At 63.7% G+C, this 16,858-nt stretch carries 17 protein-coding genes and 1 pseudogene; 15 read left to right on the top strand and 3 right to left on the bottom strand.

Annotated elements, in window-relative coordinates; all coding sequences use genetic code 11:
* Positions 1–27 precede the first annotated feature (27 nt).
* From LB543_RS03890 to LB543_RS03880, 3 genes and pseudogenes are all read right to left on the bottom strand, one after another.
* Positions 28–353, bottom strand: a pseudogene (locus LB543_RS03890) (type II toxin-antitoxin system RelE/ParE family toxin).
* Between the two features lie 5 nt (positions 354–358).
* On the bottom strand, positions 359–589 hold the full coding sequence (locus tag LB543_RS03885; protein WP_224613106.1) for a type II toxin-antitoxin system ParD family antitoxin: 231 nt from the start codon (positions 587–589) through the stop codon (positions 359–361).
* A 36-nt stretch (positions 590–625) separates the two neighbouring features.
* On the bottom strand, positions 626–1,879 hold the full coding sequence (locus LB543_RS03880) for an NAD(P)/FAD-dependent oxidoreductase (protein ID WP_224613105.1): 1,254 nt from the start codon (positions 1,877–1,879) through the stop codon (positions 626–628).
* A 432-nt stretch (positions 1,880–2,311) separates the two neighbouring features.
* Between LB543_RS03880 and LB543_RS03875 the strand changes: the two genes are divergently transcribed.
* The 15 genes from LB543_RS03875 (at position 2,312) to lnt (ending at position 16,808) form a co-directional block, all read left to right on the top strand.
* Positions 2,312–3,601 (top strand): imelysin family protein, encoded by a 1,290-nt coding sequence (locus LB543_RS03875; protein ID WP_224613104.1) that lies wholly within the window; start codon positions 2,312–2,314, stop codon positions 3,599–3,601.
* 57 nt (positions 3,602–3,658) lie between these two features.
* Entirely contained in the window at positions 3,659–3,970 is a 312-nt protein-coding gene (locus LB543_RS03870) for a (2Fe-2S)-binding protein (protein ID WP_140507681.1), read from the top strand.
* On the top strand, positions 3,936–4,421 hold the full coding sequence (gene bfr, locus LB543_RS03865; RefSeq protein WP_140757898.1) for a bacterioferritin: 486 nt from the start codon (positions 3,936–3,938) through the stop codon (positions 4,419–4,421). The genes LB543_RS03870 and bfr overlap by 35 nt, the downstream gene beginning before the upstream one ends.
* A 12-nt stretch (positions 4,422–4,433) precedes the next feature.
* Entirely contained in the window at positions 4,434–6,035 is a 1,602-nt protein-coding gene (locus LB543_RS03860) for a di-heme oxidoredictase family protein (RefSeq protein WP_224613103.1), read from the top strand.
* Positions 6,035–7,114, top strand: a complete 1,080-nt coding sequence (locus tag LB543_RS03855; protein WP_224613102.1) for an imelysin family protein — start codon at positions 6,035–6,037, stop codon at positions 7,112–7,114. Before LB543_RS03860 ends, LB543_RS03855 begins: the two co-directional genes overlap by 1 nt.
* 2 nt (positions 7,115–7,116) lie before the next feature.
* Entirely contained in the window at positions 7,117–8,223 is a 1,107-nt protein-coding gene (locus LB543_RS03850; protein WP_140810927.1) for a DUF1513 domain-containing protein, read from the top strand.
* 106 nt (positions 8,224–8,329) lie between these two features.
* A complete protein-coding gene (tsaB, locus tag LB543_RS03845; protein WP_224613101.1) occupies positions 8,330–9,007 on the top strand; it encodes a tRNA (adenosine(37)-N6)-threonylcarbamoyltransferase complex dimerization subunit type 1 TsaB in 678 nt (225 codons plus the stop codon).
* A 103-nt stretch (positions 9,008–9,110) separates the two neighbouring features.
* Entirely contained in the window at positions 9,111–9,605 is a 495-nt protein-coding gene (rimI, locus tag LB543_RS03840) for a ribosomal protein S18-alanine N-acetyltransferase (protein ID WP_140810929.1), read from the top strand.
* Between the two features lie 26 nt (positions 9,606–9,631).
* The gene (locus LB543_RS03835; protein WP_140810931.1) at positions 9,632–10,432 is read left to right on the top strand and encodes a lysophospholipid acyltransferase family protein; all 801 of its coding nucleotides are present in this window, start codon (positions 9,632–9,634) and stop codon (positions 10,430–10,432) included.
* 75 nt (positions 10,433–10,507) lie between these two features.
* Positions 10,508–11,917 (top strand): tRNA (N6-isopentenyl adenosine(37)-C2)-methylthiotransferase MiaB, encoded by a 1,410-nt coding sequence (gene miaB, locus LB543_RS03830; protein WP_224613100.1) that lies wholly within the window; start codon positions 10,508–10,510, stop codon positions 11,915–11,917.
* Between the two features lie 83 nt (positions 11,918–12,000).
* Positions 12,001–12,993 carry a PhoH family protein gene (locus tag LB543_RS03825; RefSeq protein WP_224594177.1) on the top strand — a complete coding sequence of 331 codons (993 nt, stop codon included), beginning with the start codon at positions 12,001–12,003 and terminating at the stop codon, positions 12,991–12,993.
* 17 nt (positions 12,994–13,010) lie between these two features.
* Entirely contained in the window at positions 13,011–13,517 is a 507-nt protein-coding gene (ybeY, locus tag LB543_RS03820) for an rRNA maturation RNase YbeY (RefSeq protein WP_224613099.1), read from the top strand.
* Positions 13,518–13,545: 28 nt separating this feature from the next.
* Positions 13,546–14,640 (top strand): hemolysin family protein, encoded by a 1,095-nt coding sequence (locus tag LB543_RS03815; protein WP_224613098.1) that lies wholly within the window; start codon positions 13,546–13,548, stop codon positions 14,638–14,640.
* Positions 14,641–14,654: 14 nt separating this feature from the next.
* Complete coding sequence (locus LB543_RS03810) at positions 14,655–15,125, top strand: VOC family protein (RefSeq protein ID WP_224613097.1); 471 nt, start codon at positions 14,655–14,657, stop codon at positions 15,123–15,125.
* A 90-nt stretch (positions 15,126–15,215) separates the two neighbouring features.
* Complete coding sequence (lnt, locus tag LB543_RS03805) at positions 15,216–16,808, top strand: apolipoprotein N-acyltransferase (protein WP_224613096.1); 1,593 nt, start codon at positions 15,216–15,218, stop codon at positions 16,806–16,808.
* Positions 16,809–16,858: the final 50 nt, after the last annotated feature.

Raw genomic sequence — 16,858 nt, 5'->3', positions numbered from 1 at the left:
TCTACGACGAAGCCGGTGGCCGTGCCGTCAGGAGCTCGGATTCTGCAACCAAGCTGGGATGTTCATTCTGGCGTGCAGCGCCCGCCAGACGTCGATATGGTCGGTCCGCTCAAGATAGAAAATCAGGTATGGATAGCGCTTGAGTTGCACGCTGCGCAGGCCGGGCAATCCAATTTCGTAGCCATATCTCGGAGAGCCGATGCCGGATGGCTGGCTATCAGTTCGTGGGCGTTCTGGAGATCGTCGACATAGCCCAACGCCATTTGCGAACCAACTTCGCGGGCAAAATAATCAACAGCCTCCTCGATATCGCGCAGAGCAAGGCTTCGAGGAATAATTGCCTTTGCGGCCACCTGATCTATTGGCCCTGCGCGTGCTTTCGCAACGCAGCAAAATAATCATCGTCAACGGGAGCGCCTGGCGCGGATGATGCGCCCTCAAGGAGCAAACTGCGGAGAAGCTGGCGATCCTGGTCACGGCGGATCAATTCACGCACATACTCGCTGCTCGTGCCGAAGCCGCGATCCGTCACTTGTTGATCGACAAAATGCTTCAGGCTGTCAGGCAGCGAGATGTTCATTGTGCTCATTGCGAGATTTTATTGCCCATGGCAAAATTGGCAACCCTAGGCCCTAACCTTGACTGACTCCATGTTCTGAAATGCGGCCAACGCCGCCTTTAGCCCCTCGGGACCCGTGGCTACCGTCTGCGGCGTCGGCGAGAAACCGGCGCCGAGCATCTTGCGGCCAAGCATGTGGTCGCCGGGGCGGTTGACGGATTCGATACCGAGCAGGCGGTCGCCGGCATAGTGGTAGATCGAGAATTTGTTGTCGGGAAGATCGCCGAGTACGACATGGCTGTCGCCGCCGGCGGTCAGGCCAACCATCTGCAGCTTCATGTCGCCAATGTCGGACCAGAACCATGGCACCGCCGAGTAGGCGTCGGTGTGACCGGTAATTGTCCTGGCGGCAAGCCGTGCCTGGTCGGTGGCGTTTTGCACCGATTCCAGCCGCACGTCGCCGCCGGTGAACCAGTGCCGGTACGAGGCGGCGTCGCCGATCGCCAGAATCTCCGGCGCCGAGCTGCGCATCTGGTGATCGACGCGGATGCCGTTGGCGACGGCAAGGCCCGCGGCTTGCGCCAGCTCGACATTCGGCACGGCGCCGATGCCGACCACGACCATACGCGCCGGCAGTCTTTCGCCTGACGAGGTGATCGCGGCCGTGACATGGCCGTTTTCGCCTTCGAGCCTTGAAATCGAGGTCCCGGTGAGAATGCGCACGCCTGTCGCTTCCAGCCTTTGCCGGACATGGCTCGCCACCGCCAGCGCCACGGCGCGGCCGAGCAGCCGGTCGACGGCTTCGACAACCGTCACGGTGCGGCCGGCGACCCGCAGCGTCGCTGCGATCTCCAGCCCGATGAAGCCGCCGCCGAGGATGACCACATCCTCGCTCCGCGCGCTCAGCTCCCGGATCAACCGCGCATCGGCCAGCGAGCGCAGCGACACCACGCCGGACAGATCCGCCCCGGGCAGCGCCAGGGCGCGTGGACACGATCCGGTCGCCAGGATCAGATGGTCGAAGGCAAGTGCGCCGCCGCCCGCAATGTCGAGACTGTGGCTGCCGGCATCGATGCGCTCGATCCGGATCCCTGGCCAGTAGTCGATGGCGCTGCCGGTATAGAAGGCCTCGCCCCGAAGCGGTTGAGGCTTGGCTTCGGCATCCTTGATGAAGGTCTTCGACAGCGGCGGCTTGTGGTAGGGCAGTTCGTTCTCGTCGCCGACCAGGATCACCGGCCCATCGTAGCCATCCTCGCGCAGACTGGCGGCCGCCTGCACGCCCGCATGACCCGCACCGACAATGACCACGCCGTTCTTCATCGCATTCCGATCCCGTTCGATCCTAGGACGTCTCGCCAAGTGGCAATTGTCTGGCGCCGCCGCAAGAGAGAGTTTGCGGGTCGCACCCGGGACGGTGACTGTCAATCGTACAGTTCGGCCGCAAAGCCGGTGCAGCGGACGCGTAAAGTTGACAATCGTAGTTTAGAATAATTCTAAACTATTGTTTCGATTGAGTTTTCCGGAAATTGTCCATTGACTTCCTTCGGACTCGAAGCTTTAAGGAAGCTCGCGCATTGGCGCATCCCTTTGATGTCTGGGCCTTGAACCCGTTCGATTGGAGGCATTTTGGTGTCTTTCTTCCCTGAGCCGCGCGATCGCGCGGCATGTCTTGCGCCCAATGGCATGAATGTGGCCTGGCGCGGGTTGGCGCGCGCGCCGCTTGGAAAATTCCCGAGAAACTGGAGAGCGATAATGACAGCACGATATGGCTGCAGGCTGACGGCGATCGGCGCCACGGCGCTGCTGACCGCAGCGGTGCTCGTGCTGCCTGCCAAGGCGGAAACCGATGCAAAGGCGGTCATCAAGACCTATGCCGACATCGGGCTTGCCAAATACGAGGATTCGCTGACCACGGCGCAGGCGCTCGATAAGGCGGTCGACGCGCTGCTTGCCGATCCGTCGGCGGAAACGCTCAATGCCGCCCGCGACGCCTGGAAGGCATCGCGCGTGCCCTACCAGCAGACCGAGGTCTATCGCTTCGGCAACAAGATCGTCGACGACTGGGAAGGCAAGGTGAATTCCTGGCCGCTGGACGAAGGCCTGATCGACTATGTCGCCAAGAGCTACGGCACCGAGTCCGACGCGAATTCGCTCTACACAGCCAATGTGATCGCCAACAAGGAAATCGAGATCAACGGCAAGAAGGTCGATGCCTCGAAGCTCTCACCGGAGTTCCTCTCCGGCACGCTGCAGGAGGCCGGCGGCGTCGAGGCCAATGTCGCCACCGGCTATCATGCCATCGAATTCCTGCTCTGGGGCCAGGACCTGCACGGCACCGGCCCGGGCGCCGGCGAGCGCCCCTACACCGACTATGACCCAAAGAACTGCACCAGCGGCAATTGCGACCGCCGCGCCGAATATCTGAAGTCCGCCAGCACCCTTCTGGTCTCGGACCTGCAGGAGATGGTCGGCAACTGGAAGGAAGACGGTGCGGCGCGCAAGAACCTGCTCGACGGTGCGCCGAACACCTCCATCTCGGTCATCTTCACCGGCATGGGCTCGCTCTCCTACGGCGAACTGGCAGGCGAACGCATGAAGCTCGGCCTGTTGCTGCATGACCCGGAAGAGGAGCAGGACTGCTTCTCCGACAACACCTACAATTCCCATCTCTATGACGCCATCGGCATCCGCGCCGCCTACCACGCCAGCTACACCAGGCTGGACGGCACCGTCGTTTCGGGGCCATCGGTTTCGGAGATGGTGAAGGCGGCCGATCCGGCGATCGACAAGGAACTGTCTGACAAACTCGATGTCACCGTCGCCAGGATGGAGGCGATCAAGGCGCGGGCCGAGGCCGGCGAGGCCTATGACCAGCAGATCGCCGAAGGCAATACCGCGGGCAATGCCACCGTTCAGGCGGCGATCGACGCGCTGATCGACCAGACCAAGTCGATCGAGCGCGCGGTCGGTTCGTTGAAGTTGAACGCCATCGCCTTCGAAGGCTCCGACAGCCTCGACGCACCCGACAAGGTGTTCAAGTAGCCCTACCATCCCCAAGCCAAACGGCGCCGCACCGGCGCCGTCAGCCAGAGCGACGAAATGCTGATCTGCCATTGCAACATCATCACCGAGAAGGAGATCGAGCAGACGATCATCGGCCTGCTGGATCAGGATCCCTGGCAGCTCATCGTGCCGGCGAAGGTCTATCACGCCATGCACAAAAGGGGCCGCTGTTGCGGCTGTTTCCCAAATGTGGTCGAAACGATCATTCGGGTCACCGAGAACTACCATGCCCGCTCGCAGGCGAGCGGCGTGGACATCGTTTCACATCTGGATCGCGTCAGAGGCCTGCGCGTCCAATACGGGAGCAGAACCCATGAAAGGCGAACCACAGGTCATCGAGCGGCTTAACGAGGCTCTTTTTCTGGAGCTCGGCGCCGTCAACCAGTATTGGGTGCATTTCCGCCTGCTCGAGGATTGGGGATATGCCAAGCTGGCCAAGAAGGAGCGGGCGGAATCGATCGAGGAGATGCACCACGCCGACAAGCTGGTCGCCCGCATCATCTTCCTCGAAGGCCATCCCAACCTGCAGTCCGTGGCGCCGCTGCGCATCGGCCAGAACGTCAAGGAAGTGCTCGAATCCGATCTTGCCGGTGAATATGACGCGCGCACTGCCTACAAGCGCTCGCGCGAAATCTGCGATGAGGCGGGCGACTACGTATCGATGAAACTGTTCGAGGAACTGCTGGCCGACGAGGAAGGCCACATCGACTTCCTCGAGACGCAGCTCGACCTGCTGGCCTCGATCGGCGAGGAAAAGTACGGCCAGCTCAACGCCGCATCGGCGGACGAGGCGGATTAAGGATATGCGGGAATGCGGCGCCTCTTAGACTTCCTGCGCCGCTTGCGGCGGGCCAAAGCCCCGCTGCCCCTCCGGAAAGCGCCAGCCATATCGGCTGGTCGGCGCGGCATCATTCTCATGCTGGCGTTGACATCCTCCGCGATCGCCGGCGACCTTCAACCCGCCGGCCTCGCCACCACGCGCACCGATCTCAATGCCAAGGATCAGGCGCGCGTCACCGCCGTCACCAGGCCGACCACGGATTTCTCCCAACCCGAGGCTTTCGAACTGATGCAAGGTGGCGCGGGCACCTCGCGGAAGGACGTCAGCCGCGATTCCTTCTCGCAATCCTCGGCCAACATCAGCTTCGAGGAAGAAGGCACCTTCAAGCTCGGCAACGCCCTGTTCCGCAAGAACTGGGTGTCGTCGCCATCCTCGACGCAGGCGTCGGATGGGCTTGGCCCCCTGTTCAACGAACGCGCCTGCCAGAACTGCCATCTGAAGGATGGCCGCGGCCGGCCGCCGCAAGGCGATGCCGGCACCACCTCGATGTTCCTGCGGCTGGCGCGCGACGCAAGCAGCGCGGAAGAGAAGGCGGCGTTCGTCGACCACAGGCTGCTCAATCTCCCGGACCCGGTCTATGGTACGCAGTTGCAGGAACTGGCCGTCCCTGGCCTCAGGGGTGAGGGCAGGATGCGTGTCGACTATCAGGAGCGTAAGGTGAAGCTGACGGATGGCGCCGTGGTTTCCCTGCGCAAGCCCAGTTATTCCGTTACCGATCTTGCCTACGGGCCGCTCGATCCACGCACCACCCTGTCGCCACGCCTGACTCCGCCCGTGATCGGGCTTGGCCTGATCGAGCAGATCGCGCCCGGCGACATTCTGGCCCTTGCCGACCCGGACGATAGGGATGGCGATGGGATCTCCGGCAAGCCGAACATCGTGCGCGATGGCCTGAGCGGCGAGCTGACGCTTGGCCGTTTCGGCTGGAAGGCGCAGACGGCGTCGATCCGCCAGCAGGCGGCGGATGCCTTTGCCGGCGATATCGGCATCTCGACGCCGCAAGAGCCGAAACACTGGGGTGATTGCACCGCCGCGCAGGAAAAATGCCTCGCCATGCCCAACGGCGTGCAGGCGCGCCTCGGCCCTGCCGAGGCGCCGGCGCCGGTGATGGATCTCGTCACCTTTTATTCGCGGAACCTGGCAGTGCCGGCGCGGCGCGACCTCGCCTCGCCCGATGTGCTCGCCGGCAAGAAGGTCTTTTACGAAATCGGCTGCGTTGCCTGTCACACGCCGAAATTCGTCACCCGTCGCGATGCGCCCGACAAGGCGCAGGCGTTCCAGTTGATCTGGCCTTATTCCGATTTCCTGCTGCACGACATGGGGCCGGATCTTGCCGATGGCCAGGCCGTGGGCGAGGCGACTGGCAATGAGTGGCGCACCCCGCCGCTGTGGGGCATCGGCCTCACCGAAACCGTCAACGGCAATTCCTTCTATCTGCACGATGGCCGTGCGCGCTCTTTGGTCGAGGCTATCCTGTGGCATGGTGGCGAGGCGCGGAAGGCGCGCGATCGCTTTGCCGCCACCAGCGCCACCGAGCGCGATGCGTTGGTCAAATTCCTGGAGTCACTTTGATGCCGAAGCGTTTCGCGCTGGTTCTCCTTCTTCCGCTGGTTCTGCTGAGCGCTCTCCCCGCATCGGCCGCGGTGAAAGCCTCTGACGTCATCCAGCGCGCGATCGACGGCTTTGTCCGCCCGGCATATGACGGCCTGCACCAGCATGCCGAGGCCCTCGCCAAAGCGATGCACAAGCTCTGCGAGGCGCCCTCGCAAGCCGACCTCGAAGCCGCGCGGGCTGCGTTCTCGGCTACCGTCCATGCCTGGTCATCGGCCGAGATCATCGGTTTCGGGCCGATCAAGGAGAACAACAGGCTGGAGCGCATGCTGTTCTGGCCGGACCGCAAGAGCATCGGCCTGAAACAGGTGCAGGCGGCGCTGTCGGACAAGGATCCAGCCGCCGCCGATCCTGCGCAGCTCGCCGGCAAAAGCGTTGCCATGCAGGGGCTGGGCGCGTTGGAATTCGTGCTTTACGGCGAGGGCGCCGATGCCTTGACGGGCAAGGCTGAACTCTATCGCTGTGCCTATGGCGCGGCCGTTGCCGGCAACATCGAAACCATCACCGCCGACGTCAGCGCGGCCTGGAACAAACCGGAGGGATTCGCGGCGCTCTGGGCCAATCCGGGGCCGCAAAATGCGCTCTATCGTGATGGCAACGAGGCGGTCACCGAACTGGTCGGGGTCTTCATCAACGAGCTGGAAATGGTCCGCGATGTGCGCCTGAAGGGTTTTCTGGGTGCCAAGCCCGAGGCCGACAAGCCAAAACAGGCGATCTACTGGCGTTCGCAAAACACCGCCAATGCGCTGGCTGGAAATCTGGCCGGCATCGATGCGCTGTTCCAGGTGTCGAAGCTTGGCGACGCGCTGCCGCCTGATGCGCGTTGGATGGCGGAATCGATCCACATCCAGCTGGTCAACGGCGTCGCGGTCGCCAAGGCTGTCCAGGACCCGATCGACAAGACGCTCGCCGATCCGGCGCTGCGCGAAAAACTCGAGCATTTCGTCCTGATCACCTCCAGCCTGTCGACCCTGATCGGCACCAGGTTGACCGCCGAATTCGGCCTGACCGCCGGCTTCTCGTCGCTGGATGGGGACTGAGCATGAAGAGATTGCTCATCGACCGCCGCGATTTCCTTAAAGTGGCAGGTGCAAGCTTTGCCGCCGCCCTGACGCCCTCAGCCTGGGCGAACACGCTTGCGGCGGATGCCGTCTTTGCCACCGCCTTCGTCAAGCGCGACGGCAGTTTTGGCGCTGCCGTCCTGTCCGAAGCCGGCAAGGTGCTGCATGCGATCGACCTGCCCGATCGCGGCCATGACGTCACCTTCGATCCCGTATTGAAGCGTTCGGTGGTCTTTGCCCGCCAGCCCGGCACTTTCGCCGTCGTTTTCGATCACACGGGACGCGATGCTCCGCTGACCATCGCCAGCATCACCGGCCGGCACTTCTTCGGTCACGGCGTGTTCTCGCCCGACGGCGCATTGCTCTACGCCACCGAGAACGATTTCGACAACGCGGCCGGCGTGGTCGGCGTCTATGACGCGCGGGCGAAATTCAATCGCATCGGCGAATTCCCGACCTACGGCATGGGCCCGCACGAACTTCTGCTGCTGGGCGACGGCAGGACGATCGCGGTCGCCAATGGCGGCATCGAGACCCATCCCGACTATGGCCACGCCGAGCTCAACATTGCCACTATGAAACCCTCCTATGTGCTGGTCGACCGCGCCACCGGCGATCTGATCGAAAAGCATGAATTGCCGGCCGCACTGCACCAATTGTCGATCCGCCACATGGATATCGACCAGACCGGCGCCGTCTGGTTCGGTTGCCAGTACCGGGGCCCCGGCACCGATCGTCCGCTGCTGGTCGGCCGCGCCGCGCGTGGCAAGGCGTTGGCTTTGCTCGACATGCCGCAGGACGTGCTGTCCGGTTTCCGCAACTATATCGGCTCGGTCGCCGCCAATCCTGTTGCCGGTACCGTCGCCGTCTCCTCGCCGGAAGGCAATTCACTGGTCGTGATCGATGCGGGCAGCGGCGGGGTCGTCTCCTCCAGCGCGCTGGTCGAAGTCTGCGGCGTGGCGCCCGACGGGGCCGGTTTCATGGCGACAACGGGCGCCGGCGAGATCATCGAGGGCGGTGGTGCCACGCGGTCGGAACCGGACTATGTCTGGGACAACCACATGCTGCGCATAGGCCAGGCGGCATAAGGTCCTCTGCCAGGCCAAACCGAAGCCGCTTAACAAATTGTGCACTATACCCTTGCGGTTGCGCGCCATGGCGGGCACAGGGAATGTTTCTCGAACCGGTCGTTTCATGAAAGTTCTCGCCATCGACTGTGCCGCCAGCCTCTGCGCCGCCTGTGTCTACGACGCGGCGGTCGGGCGGGAGCTCGGCCGTTCGGTGCTTGACCTGGGCAAAGGCCATGCCGAGCACCTGATGGCCGTCATCGCCGAAGCATTGAAGGCTGGCGCGACCGACTACGCCGGCCTTGGCGCCGTTGCCGTTTCCGTCGGCCCCGGCTCCTTCACCGGCCTGCGCGTCGGTGTGTCGACCGCGCGCGGCCTGGCGCTGGCGCTCAAGGTTCCGGCAATCGGGGTGACGACCCTCGAGGCGCTGGCGGCCGAGGCGGCCACCGCATTTCCAGGCCGTGCCATGCTGGCGGCGCTCGATGCCGGACGCGACGAAATCCATGCCGCGCTCTACGATGAAATGTCAGCATTGACTTACGGTCCGGCGGTGGTCACGCTTGCGGACGCGGTGGCCATGGCGTCGGAATGTTCCGCTGTGCTCGCCGGCACGGCGGCGACGCCGATCGCCGAAGCGGCCGGCCGCACCTTCGATGTCGGGCCTCGGACGGCCACCGCCGACATCCTCACCTACGCCCGGCTGGCTGTCGCAAAGGGCCAGGGCGAAAGGCCGAAACCGCTTTATCTGCGCGGTGCCGATGCCAAGCCGCAGGCCGGATTTATACTTTCGAGGCAAAGACCATGATCCCGAACCGAAGGACCGCGTTAGCGAAAAGTGGAAGCCGGTTTTCGCGGACAAGCGGTCCCGTTTGCCCACAGATCATGGTCAGACGAGAAAACGAGAATTGATGCGCATACCATTTCTCCAATCCCGCCGCCGGGACTACGCGCTCGAGCCGCTCAGGATCACCGACAGCCCCGCTGTCTCGGTGCTGCACCGCGAGGACTTTGTCCGCCCATGGACCGACGGTGAGTTCGCCGCCCTGCTCGAACAGGATACCGTCTTCGGTTATGCCGCGCGCGAAACAGGGCAGGGCGCCAAACCGCCCGTTGGCTTCGTTCTCGCTCGATTGGCGGCGGGCGAGGGTGAAATCCTGACTGTCGCGGTGGCGCGGTCGCATCGCCGCCAGGGCCTGGGCTGGCAGTTGATGGACGCGGTGCTGCGCGAGCTGCATTCGCAGCGCGCCGAGGCCCTGTTCCTGGAGGTCGATGAGACCAATGCCGCCGCGATCGCCCTCTATCGTCGGCTGGGTTTTCGGGAAGTCGGCAAGCGCCCGGATTACTACAAGTCGCCGGGTCGGGGGCCGACGGGCGCGCTTGTCATGCGCCGCGATCTTCGCTAGCGAGGGATCGGGTAGGGCCAGGACATATGATCGGAAAAATCAGGATTTTCCTGGCGCTGGGCCTTGTCGTCGCCGGGTCGCTGGTTCTCGTGCCGCTGCAGATACTGTCGATGAAAACCGGCTGGTGGCCGGAAACCGTCATCCTCAAGACCTGGCACAGGTTGATCATCCGGGCGCTCGGCATGCGCATTCATGTCAGGGGAACGCTGTCGACCAAGCGTCCCTTGCTGGTGGCCTCAAACCACATCTCCTGGACCGACATCATGGTGCTGGGCTCCTTTGCCGATGTGAAGTTCATCGCCAGGGCCGACATGGAAGGCTGGCCGTTGATCGGCATGCTGTCGAAGCTGCAGCGCACCGTCTTCATCGAGCGCGAGCGCAAGCGCTCCTCGGGCGACCAGGCCAGCGAGATCGCCAATCGCATGGCCAAGGGCGATGCCATGGTGCTGTTCGCGGAGGGGTCGACCGGTGATGGCAATGTCGTGCTGCCCTTCAAGAGCACGCTGTTCGGCGCCGCCTCGATGGCGATCTCGGAAGGTGCCGCGCAGGAAGTGTTCATCCAGCCGGTGGCGATCGCCTACACGCGCCTGCACGGCGTCCCGCTTGGCCGCCGCCACCGCCCGATCGCGGCCTGGATCGGCGACGAGGACCTGATGCCGCATCTCAAGGTGCTGATGGCCGAGGGCTCGCTCGACGTCGAGGTGCATTTCGGCGAACCGATCGCCTTTGCCAAGGGTTCCAACCGCAAGGAAACGGCCAAGCTGATGGAGGGCCGAGTGCGCGAGATGATGCAGGCGGCCCTCGCCGATCCGCACCCGAGCCGTTAGCCGCCGGCATGCGCCAGCCGGCGCATGCGGAGAATCGTCTGTTTTTTGTCACGGAAAGGCGTTAGAAGCCGCCGGATGGACTTGAACACGATTGAAAGCGACGAACTCGGCACCGTGGCCGGACAGCCGGCGGCGCGCGCCACGGCAGGCAAGAAGGTCTTCGTCAAGACCTATGGCTGCCAGATGAACGTCTATGATTCACAGCGCATGACCGATGCGCTGGCCGCCGACGGCTATACCGCGACCGATGCCATCGGCGAGGCCGATCTGGTGCTGCTCAACACCTGCCACATCAGGGAAAAAGCGGCCGAAAAGGTCTATTCCGAACTTGGCCGCATCCGTGACATGAAAGCCGAGCGCGCCAGCGCCGGCCGCGAGATGCTGATCGGCGTCGCTGGTTGCGTGGCGCAGGCCGAGGGCGCCGAGATCATCCGCCGGTCGCCGGCCGTCGACCTGGTCATCGGTCCGCAGACCTATCACCGTCTGCCCGACGTATTGGCCCGGGTTCGCGGCGGCGAGAAGATCGTCGAGACCGACTACGCCATCGAGGACAAGTTCGAGCATCTGCCGCAGCCCAAGCGCGCCGAGGTGATCAAGCGCGGCGTCACCGCCTTCCTCACCGTCCAGGAAGGCTGCGACAAGTTCTGCACCTTCTGCGTCGTGCCCTATACCAGAGGCTCGGAAGTGTCGCGGCCGGTGGCGCAGATCGTCGCGGAGGCCGAGCGCCTGGCGGAGGCCGGTGTGCGCGAGGTGACGCTGCTCGGCCAGAACGTCAACGCCTGGCATGGCCAGGGCGAGAACGGTCAGGAATGGGGTCTCGGCCGCCTGCTGTTCAGGTTGTCCGAAATCCCCGGACTGGCGCGGCTGCGCTACACGACCAGCCATCCGCGCGACATGGACGACGAATTGATCGCGGCCCATCGCGACCTGCCGTCGCTGATGCCCTATCTGCATCTACCGGTGCAATCAGGCTCGGATCGCATTCTGAAGGCGATGAACCGCAGGCATACGGCGCAAGACTATCTGGCGCTGCTCGACCGCATCCGGGGCGCCCGGCCCGATATCGCACTGTCGGGCGACTTCATCGTCGGGTTCCCCGGCGAGACGGAAACCGATTTCGAGGCGACCATGGAACTGGTGCGCCAGGTGAACTACGCCTCGGCCTTCTCGTTCAAATATTCGCCGCGTCCCGGCACGCCCGGCGCCGACATGCCCGACCACGTGCCGGAAGCGGTCAAGGACGAGCGCTTGCAGCGCCTGCAGGCGCTGCTGTTGAAACAACAGCAGGATTTCGGCTTGAGTTTGGTCGGCAGCACCATAGATACGTTGATCGAGAAGCCCGGCCGTCAGGCCGGCCAGAAAGTCGGCCGCTCGCCTTGGCTGCAGCCGGTTATTGTTGATGAAATGGCCGGTGAAATCGGTGACATTATCAAGGTGCGAATCACGAAGACGGGCTACAACAGCCTGTTCGCCGAATTGGCCTGAGGGTCTCGGCAGATGAGGAGAGACGGTTGAGCGCAGCGGAGTTGAAGAATCTGCCCCCGGTACCGGCATCCGGGGCTTCTGACATGGCGCACATCGTTCTGACTTTCGACAACAACAAGCTTGCCAGCGCCCTTTACGGCCAGTTCGATGAGAACCTGGCCCGGCTCGAGCAGAAGCTCGGCGTCGACATCCGCTCGCGCGGCAACCAGCTGACCATAAAGGGGTCCGCTTCGGCCGCCGAACAGGCACGCCGTGCCTTGGACAATCTCTACGGCATCCTGCAGAAGGGCGTCGACATCGGCCAGTCCGATGTCGACGGCGCAGTGCGTATGGCGGTTGCGGCCGACGATCAGCTGACGCTGCCGACGCTGGAGCGCAAGGGCAAGGTTTCCGCCGCCCAGATCGCCACCCGCAAGAAGACCATCTATGCCCGTTCGCTTAACCAGGACGCCTATATGCGGGCGCTGGAGCGTTCGGAGCTGGTGTTCGGCATCGGTCCGGCCGGCACCGGCAAGACCTATCTGGCGGTGGCGCACGCGGCGATGCTGCTCGAGCGCGGCATGGTCGAGCGCATCATTCTGTCGCGGCCGGCCGTCGAAGCCGGCGAACGGCTGGGCTTCCTGCCGGGCGACATGAAGGAGAAGGTCGATCCGTATCTGCGCCCGCTCTATGACGCGCTCTACGACATGATGCCGGCCGACAAGGTCGAGCGTGCGATTGCCGCCGAAGTGATCGAAATCGCGCCGCTTGCCTTCATGCGCGGCCGCACGCTGGCGCACGCCGCCGTCATTCTCGACGAGGCACAGAACACCACGCCGATGCAGATGAAGATGTTTCTCACCCGTCTCGGCGAGAACTCGCGCATGATCGTCACCGGCGATCCCTCCCAAATCGATCTTCCTCCGAGCACCAAGTCAGGCCTGGTCGAAGCCTTGCGTGTCCTCGACGGTGTGGCTGGCGCGGTAACCGTGCGCTTCAACGATGTCGACGTCGTTCGCCATCCGCTGGTGGCGGAAATCGTCAGGGCCTATGACCGGGACACCAAGCTGGCTCGTGGCCTCGGTGCCGAGAATTGATGTGACGATGCGGCCTCATGCCTGAGGACAACATATCCGGCGGCGGGAGCCGTCCGGTTCCCGTCGAGATCGATATATCGGTTGAAGCGGGCGACTGGCCCGATGAAGCAAGCCTGGCGCGGCTGGTCGATCGCGCGGTTGACGCCGCCTTTGCCGAGACCGGCGCGACGGGTCGTTCCGAACTCAGCGTTGTTTTTTCCGACGATGCCCATATCCGTAGCTTGAATGCGGACTGGCGTGGCAAGGACAAGCCCACCAACGTCTTGTCTTTCCCGGCTTTTCCGCATGTGAAAGGTGGTCCGCTGCCGCCGATGCTCGGCGACATCGTGCTTGCCGCCGAGACAGTGGCGCGCGAGGCGGCACTGGAAGACAAGCCGCTGGAGAACCATATCTGCCATCTCGTCATCCATGGCCTGCTGCATCTCATGGGCCATGATCACGAGAACGACGCCGAGGCGGAGGAGATGGAAGCCATCGAGCGCGCCGCGCTTGCAAGGCTTGCCATTCCCGATCCCTACGCGTAACTAAAAAAGATCAATTGACCGGACGACGATGAACGACAAACCAGAGACTGCCGCCCGCCCCGATGCCGGCAGTGCGATCAAGGCTTCCAATACGTCGGAAGAGGGATCAAGTCCGAGTACCGTCACCCCTGGTGTTGCCAACACCGGCAGCGCCGCCGTCGAGCAGTTGCCTGCCGGTCCCTCCCTGTTCAACCGCGTGCTGGGCCTGTTCCGGCAACGCAACGGCACCAGCCTGCGCGAGGAGATCGCCGGCGCGCTCGCCGAGACGACGAGCGATGTCGAATCCTTCTCGCCTGGCGAGCGCGCCATGCTCAACAACATCCTGCGGCTGCGCGAAGTGCGCGTCGAGGACGTCATGGTGCCGCGCGCCGATATCGAGGCGGTCGAGATCGCCACGACGCTCGGCGATCTCCTTGGCATGTTCGAACAATCCGGCCATTCCCGCATGCCGGTCTATTCCGAGACGCTCGACGACCCGCGCGGCATGGTCCATATCCGCGACGTGCTGGCCCATATCACCAAGATCGCGCGCGTCAGGAAGGGCCGTGCAACCCGCAAAGCGCCCGTCGCCACGGTTCTCGATCTTGCCAAGGTCGACCTGGCGCGCACCATCGGGGAGCTCAACCTGATCCGCCAGGTCCTGTTCGTGCCGCCGTCGATGCTCGCTTCCGACCTGATGGGCCGCATGCAGACGACACGCACGCAAATGGCCCTGGTCATCGATGAATATGGCGGCACGGACGGCCTCGTCTCGCTCGAGGACATTGTCGAAATGGTGGTCGGCGACATCGAGGACGAGCACGATGACGACGAGCCGCTGATCACCCAGACCGGCGACGGCGTGTTCATCGTCGACGGCAAGGCCGAGATCGACGAGGTCGCCAAGATGATCGGCGAGGATTTCACCGCGGGCGAACATGGCGAATATGTCGACACCATTGGCGGCATGATCTTCAACACGCTCGGCCGCGTGCCGGCACGCGGCGAGGTGGTACAGGCCATTCCCGGCTTCGAGTTCCATGTGCTCGATGCCGATCCGCGCCGCGTCAAGCGTGTGCGCATCGTGCAGAGCCAGAAGGGCGAGCGCCGCCGGCGCGCCACGGCGCGCACCGAACAGGCTTGAGAAGCTGCCGCGCCATGACGGTCGAGGATCCGTTCAAGCATCCGGTCCTCGGTTCTGGCGTGTTCTACCGCGACCCGCGTGCGGCGATGGATTGGCTCGAAGCGGCCTTCGGCTTCGAGCCCAGCATGGTGGTCAGCGATACCGGCGGAAAACTGGTCCATGCCGAGATGCGGTTCGGGGATGGCTACATCATCGTCGATTCCGAATGGGCCGATCATGTCGCGAGCCCCGCATCGGTCCGCGGCAAGAACACGCAGTCGGTCTATGTCAGGCTGAAAGACGGTCTGGATGCGCATTGCGAGCAGGCCCGCGCGGCCGGTGCTGCCATAATCCAGGAGCCGGCGGACCAGTTCTACGGCGAACGCCAGTATCGGGCGCGCGATCCCGAAGGCCATGTCTGGACGTTCACGCAGCCAATCCGTTCTGTTTCCCGTGAAGAGGCCGAGCGGTTGGGTGGCTTGCACATCGAAGGCTGGCACCGGTAGAACCGCAGCCGGGTCGTCGCGCCGGCGTTTGGAGTGCAGGCCACAGCCTGATAAATCTTGCGTCCTGATTCGCGCGACTCGGAAGTATTCATGGTGCGCCTTGCCGGCCGGATAATTCTGCTCTGGGGCTGGCGCCGTGCGCTGGTGGCCTTTCTCGCCGGGGCGCTGGCGGTGCTGGGCCAGGCGCCTTACGATTTCTTCGCCGCCTGTTTCATTTCGTTTCCGGTTCTGGTCTGGCTGCTCGACGGCGCGACCGGCGAAGCTTCGGGCAGCCTGTTGCGGCGCCTGCGGCCGGCTTTCGCCATCGGCTGGTGGTTCGGCTTCGGCTATTTCCTCGCCGGCCTCTGGTGGATCGGCTCGGCGCTGCTGGTCGAGGCCGACGACTTTGCCTGGGCGCTTCCCTTCGCTGTGGTCGGCATTCCTTTCGCGCTCGCATTTTTCTATGGCTTCGCAACGATGGTTGCCCGGCTCCTGTGGAGCAGCGATATCGGCCGCATCGCTGCCCTTGCCTTCGGTTTTGCGCTGGCGGAGTGGCTGCGCGGCTTCCTGTTCACCGGTTTTCCGTGGAATGCCATCGGCTACGCGGCGATGCCTGTACCCCTTTTGATGCAGAGCGTCTCGGTGACCGGCATGATCGGCATGAACGCGCTCGCGGTCTTCGTTTTCGCACTGCCGGCGCTGCTGGCGGCGCGCCGGCATCTTCGGCTGGGCGCCGCGCTGTTTGTCGCGCTCGCGGCCGCCCATGCCGGCTTTGGCTATGTCAGGCTCACCGCCCCCGAAAAGCCGGCGTCGCGCAGTCTCGATGTCCGCATCGTCCAGCCGGCCGTCGACCTGTCGGAAAAATGGGATGCCTCGGTGCGCGACCGTATCTTCGCCACCTTGCTGGGCCTGTCCGCCAAGGCGCCGGACCCAGGTCACGAAAAACCACAGCTGATTCTCTGGCCGGAAACCTCGGTGCCGTTCCTTTTCACCGAGCGTCCCGATGCCTTGACGGCCTTGGGCGACATGCTGGGCGACGGCCAGATGCTGATTGCCGGCGTCGTGCGTGAGGAGGGCGGCTCGGCGGCAAGTGCCGACAGCCGCTATTACAACTCCGTGGTGGCGATCAACGACAAGGGCGAGATCGCCGATGCCGTGGACAAGGTCCATCTGGTGCCGTTCGGCGAGTACCTGCCTTTTGCCGACCTGCTCCGCCGTTTCGGCATCGAACAGCTCGTCGCGGGACCCATGACGTTCACGGCCGGCAACGCGCGTCATCCCATCACGCTGCCGGGCGGCATTCGTGCCCTGCCATTTATCTGTTATGAGGTGATCTTTCCCGACCTGGTGGCAGTTGACGCTACGTCAGCGCAGCTTATTGTGAACGTTACCAATGATGCGTGGTTCGGCGACACGCCGGGACCGTATCAGCATTTCAGGCAGGCCCAGATTCGCGCGGTGGAAAACGGATTGCCCTTGTTGCGTGCCGCCAACAACGGCATTTCGGCCGTTGTCGACCCACGTGGCCGCGTTGTCGATGCGCTGGCGATCGACGCGCGCGGAGCCATCGATGTGAAGGTGCCTGTTTCCGAACAGACGGTCATTTCGCCCCGCCAGCGGCGCATTAACGGAATGCTGATCATGTTGCTGTTTGCGCTTGTAGGGGTGCTGTCGAACGTAAGGCGAAGGCTACGGGTGAATTGACAGTTGGCACATTAGAAACCCATACTGTACCGCCTGAAAATTTCTCGAAG

The organism is Mesorhizobium sp. ESP7-2 (assembly GCF_020164715.1).
GTDB lineage: Bacteria > Pseudomonadota > Alphaproteobacteria > Rhizobiales > Rhizobiaceae > Mesorhizobium.
Note: the sequence above shows the minus strand (reverse complement) of the source record. Positions and strands in the feature narration are given on the sequence as shown.

Excerpts from the sequence above, each read along its gene's own strand:
- bfr (WP_140757898.1), top strand. The coding sequence starts at position 3,936 with ATGAAAGGCGAACCACAGGTCATCGAGCGGCTTAACGAGGCTCTTTTT.
- LB543_RS03860 (WP_224613103.1), top strand. The coding sequence starts at position 4,434 with ATGCGGCGCCTCTTAGACTTCCTGCGCCGCTTGCGGCGGGCCAAAGCC.
- LB543_RS03825 (WP_224594177.1), top strand. The coding sequence starts at position 12,001 with ATGGCGCACATCGTTCTGACTTTCGACAACAACAAGCTTGCCAGCGCC.
- ybeY (WP_224613099.1), top strand. The coding sequence starts at position 13,011 with ATGCCTGAGGACAACATATCCGGCGGCGGGAGCCGTCCGGTTCCCGTC.
- rimI (WP_140810929.1), top strand. The coding sequence starts at position 9,111 with ATGCGCATACCATTTCTCCAATCCCGCCGCCGGGACTACGCGCTCGAG.
- LB543_RS03855 (WP_224613102.1), top strand. The coding sequence starts at position 6,035 with ATGCCGAAGCGTTTCGCGCTGGTTCTCCTTCTTCCGCTGGTTCTGCTG.
- LB543_RS03880 (WP_224613105.1), bottom strand. The coding sequence starts at position 1,879 with ATGAAGAACGGCGTGGTCATTGTCGGTGCGGGTCATGCGGGCGTGCAG.
- LB543_RS03815 (WP_224613098.1), top strand. The coding sequence starts at position 13,546 with ATGAACGACAAACCAGAGACTGCCGCCCGCCCCGATGCCGGCAGTGCG.
- miaB (WP_224613100.1), top strand. The coding sequence starts at position 10,508 with ATGGACTTGAACACGATTGAAAGCGACGAACTCGGCACCGTGGCCGGA.
- LB543_RS03810 (WP_224613097.1), top strand. The coding sequence starts at position 14,655 with ATGACGGTCGAGGATCCGTTCAAGCATCCGGTCCTCGGTTCTGGCGTG.
- LB543_RS03875 (WP_224613104.1), top strand. The coding sequence starts at position 2,312 with ATGACAGCACGATATGGCTGCAGGCTGACGGCGATCGGCGCCACGGCG.
- lnt (WP_224613096.1), top strand. The coding sequence starts at position 15,216 with ATGGTGCGCCTTGCCGGCCGGATAATTCTGCTCTGGGGCTGGCGCCGT.
- LB543_RS03870 (WP_140507681.1), top strand. The coding sequence starts at position 3,659 with ATGCTGATCTGCCATTGCAACATCATCACCGAGAAGGAGATCGAGCAG.
- tsaB (WP_224613101.1), top strand. The coding sequence starts at position 8,330 with ATGAAAGTTCTCGCCATCGACTGTGCCGCCAGCCTCTGCGCCGCCTGT.
- LB543_RS03835 (WP_140810931.1), top strand. The coding sequence starts at position 9,632 with ATGATCGGAAAAATCAGGATTTTCCTGGCGCTGGGCCTTGTCGTCGCC.
- LB543_RS03885 (WP_224613106.1), bottom strand. The coding sequence starts at position 589 with ATGAGCACAATGAACATCTCGCTGCCTGACAGCCTGAAGCATTTTGTC.
- LB543_RS03850 (WP_140810927.1), top strand. The coding sequence starts at position 7,117 with ATGAAGAGATTGCTCATCGACCGCCGCGATTTCCTTAAAGTGGCAGGT.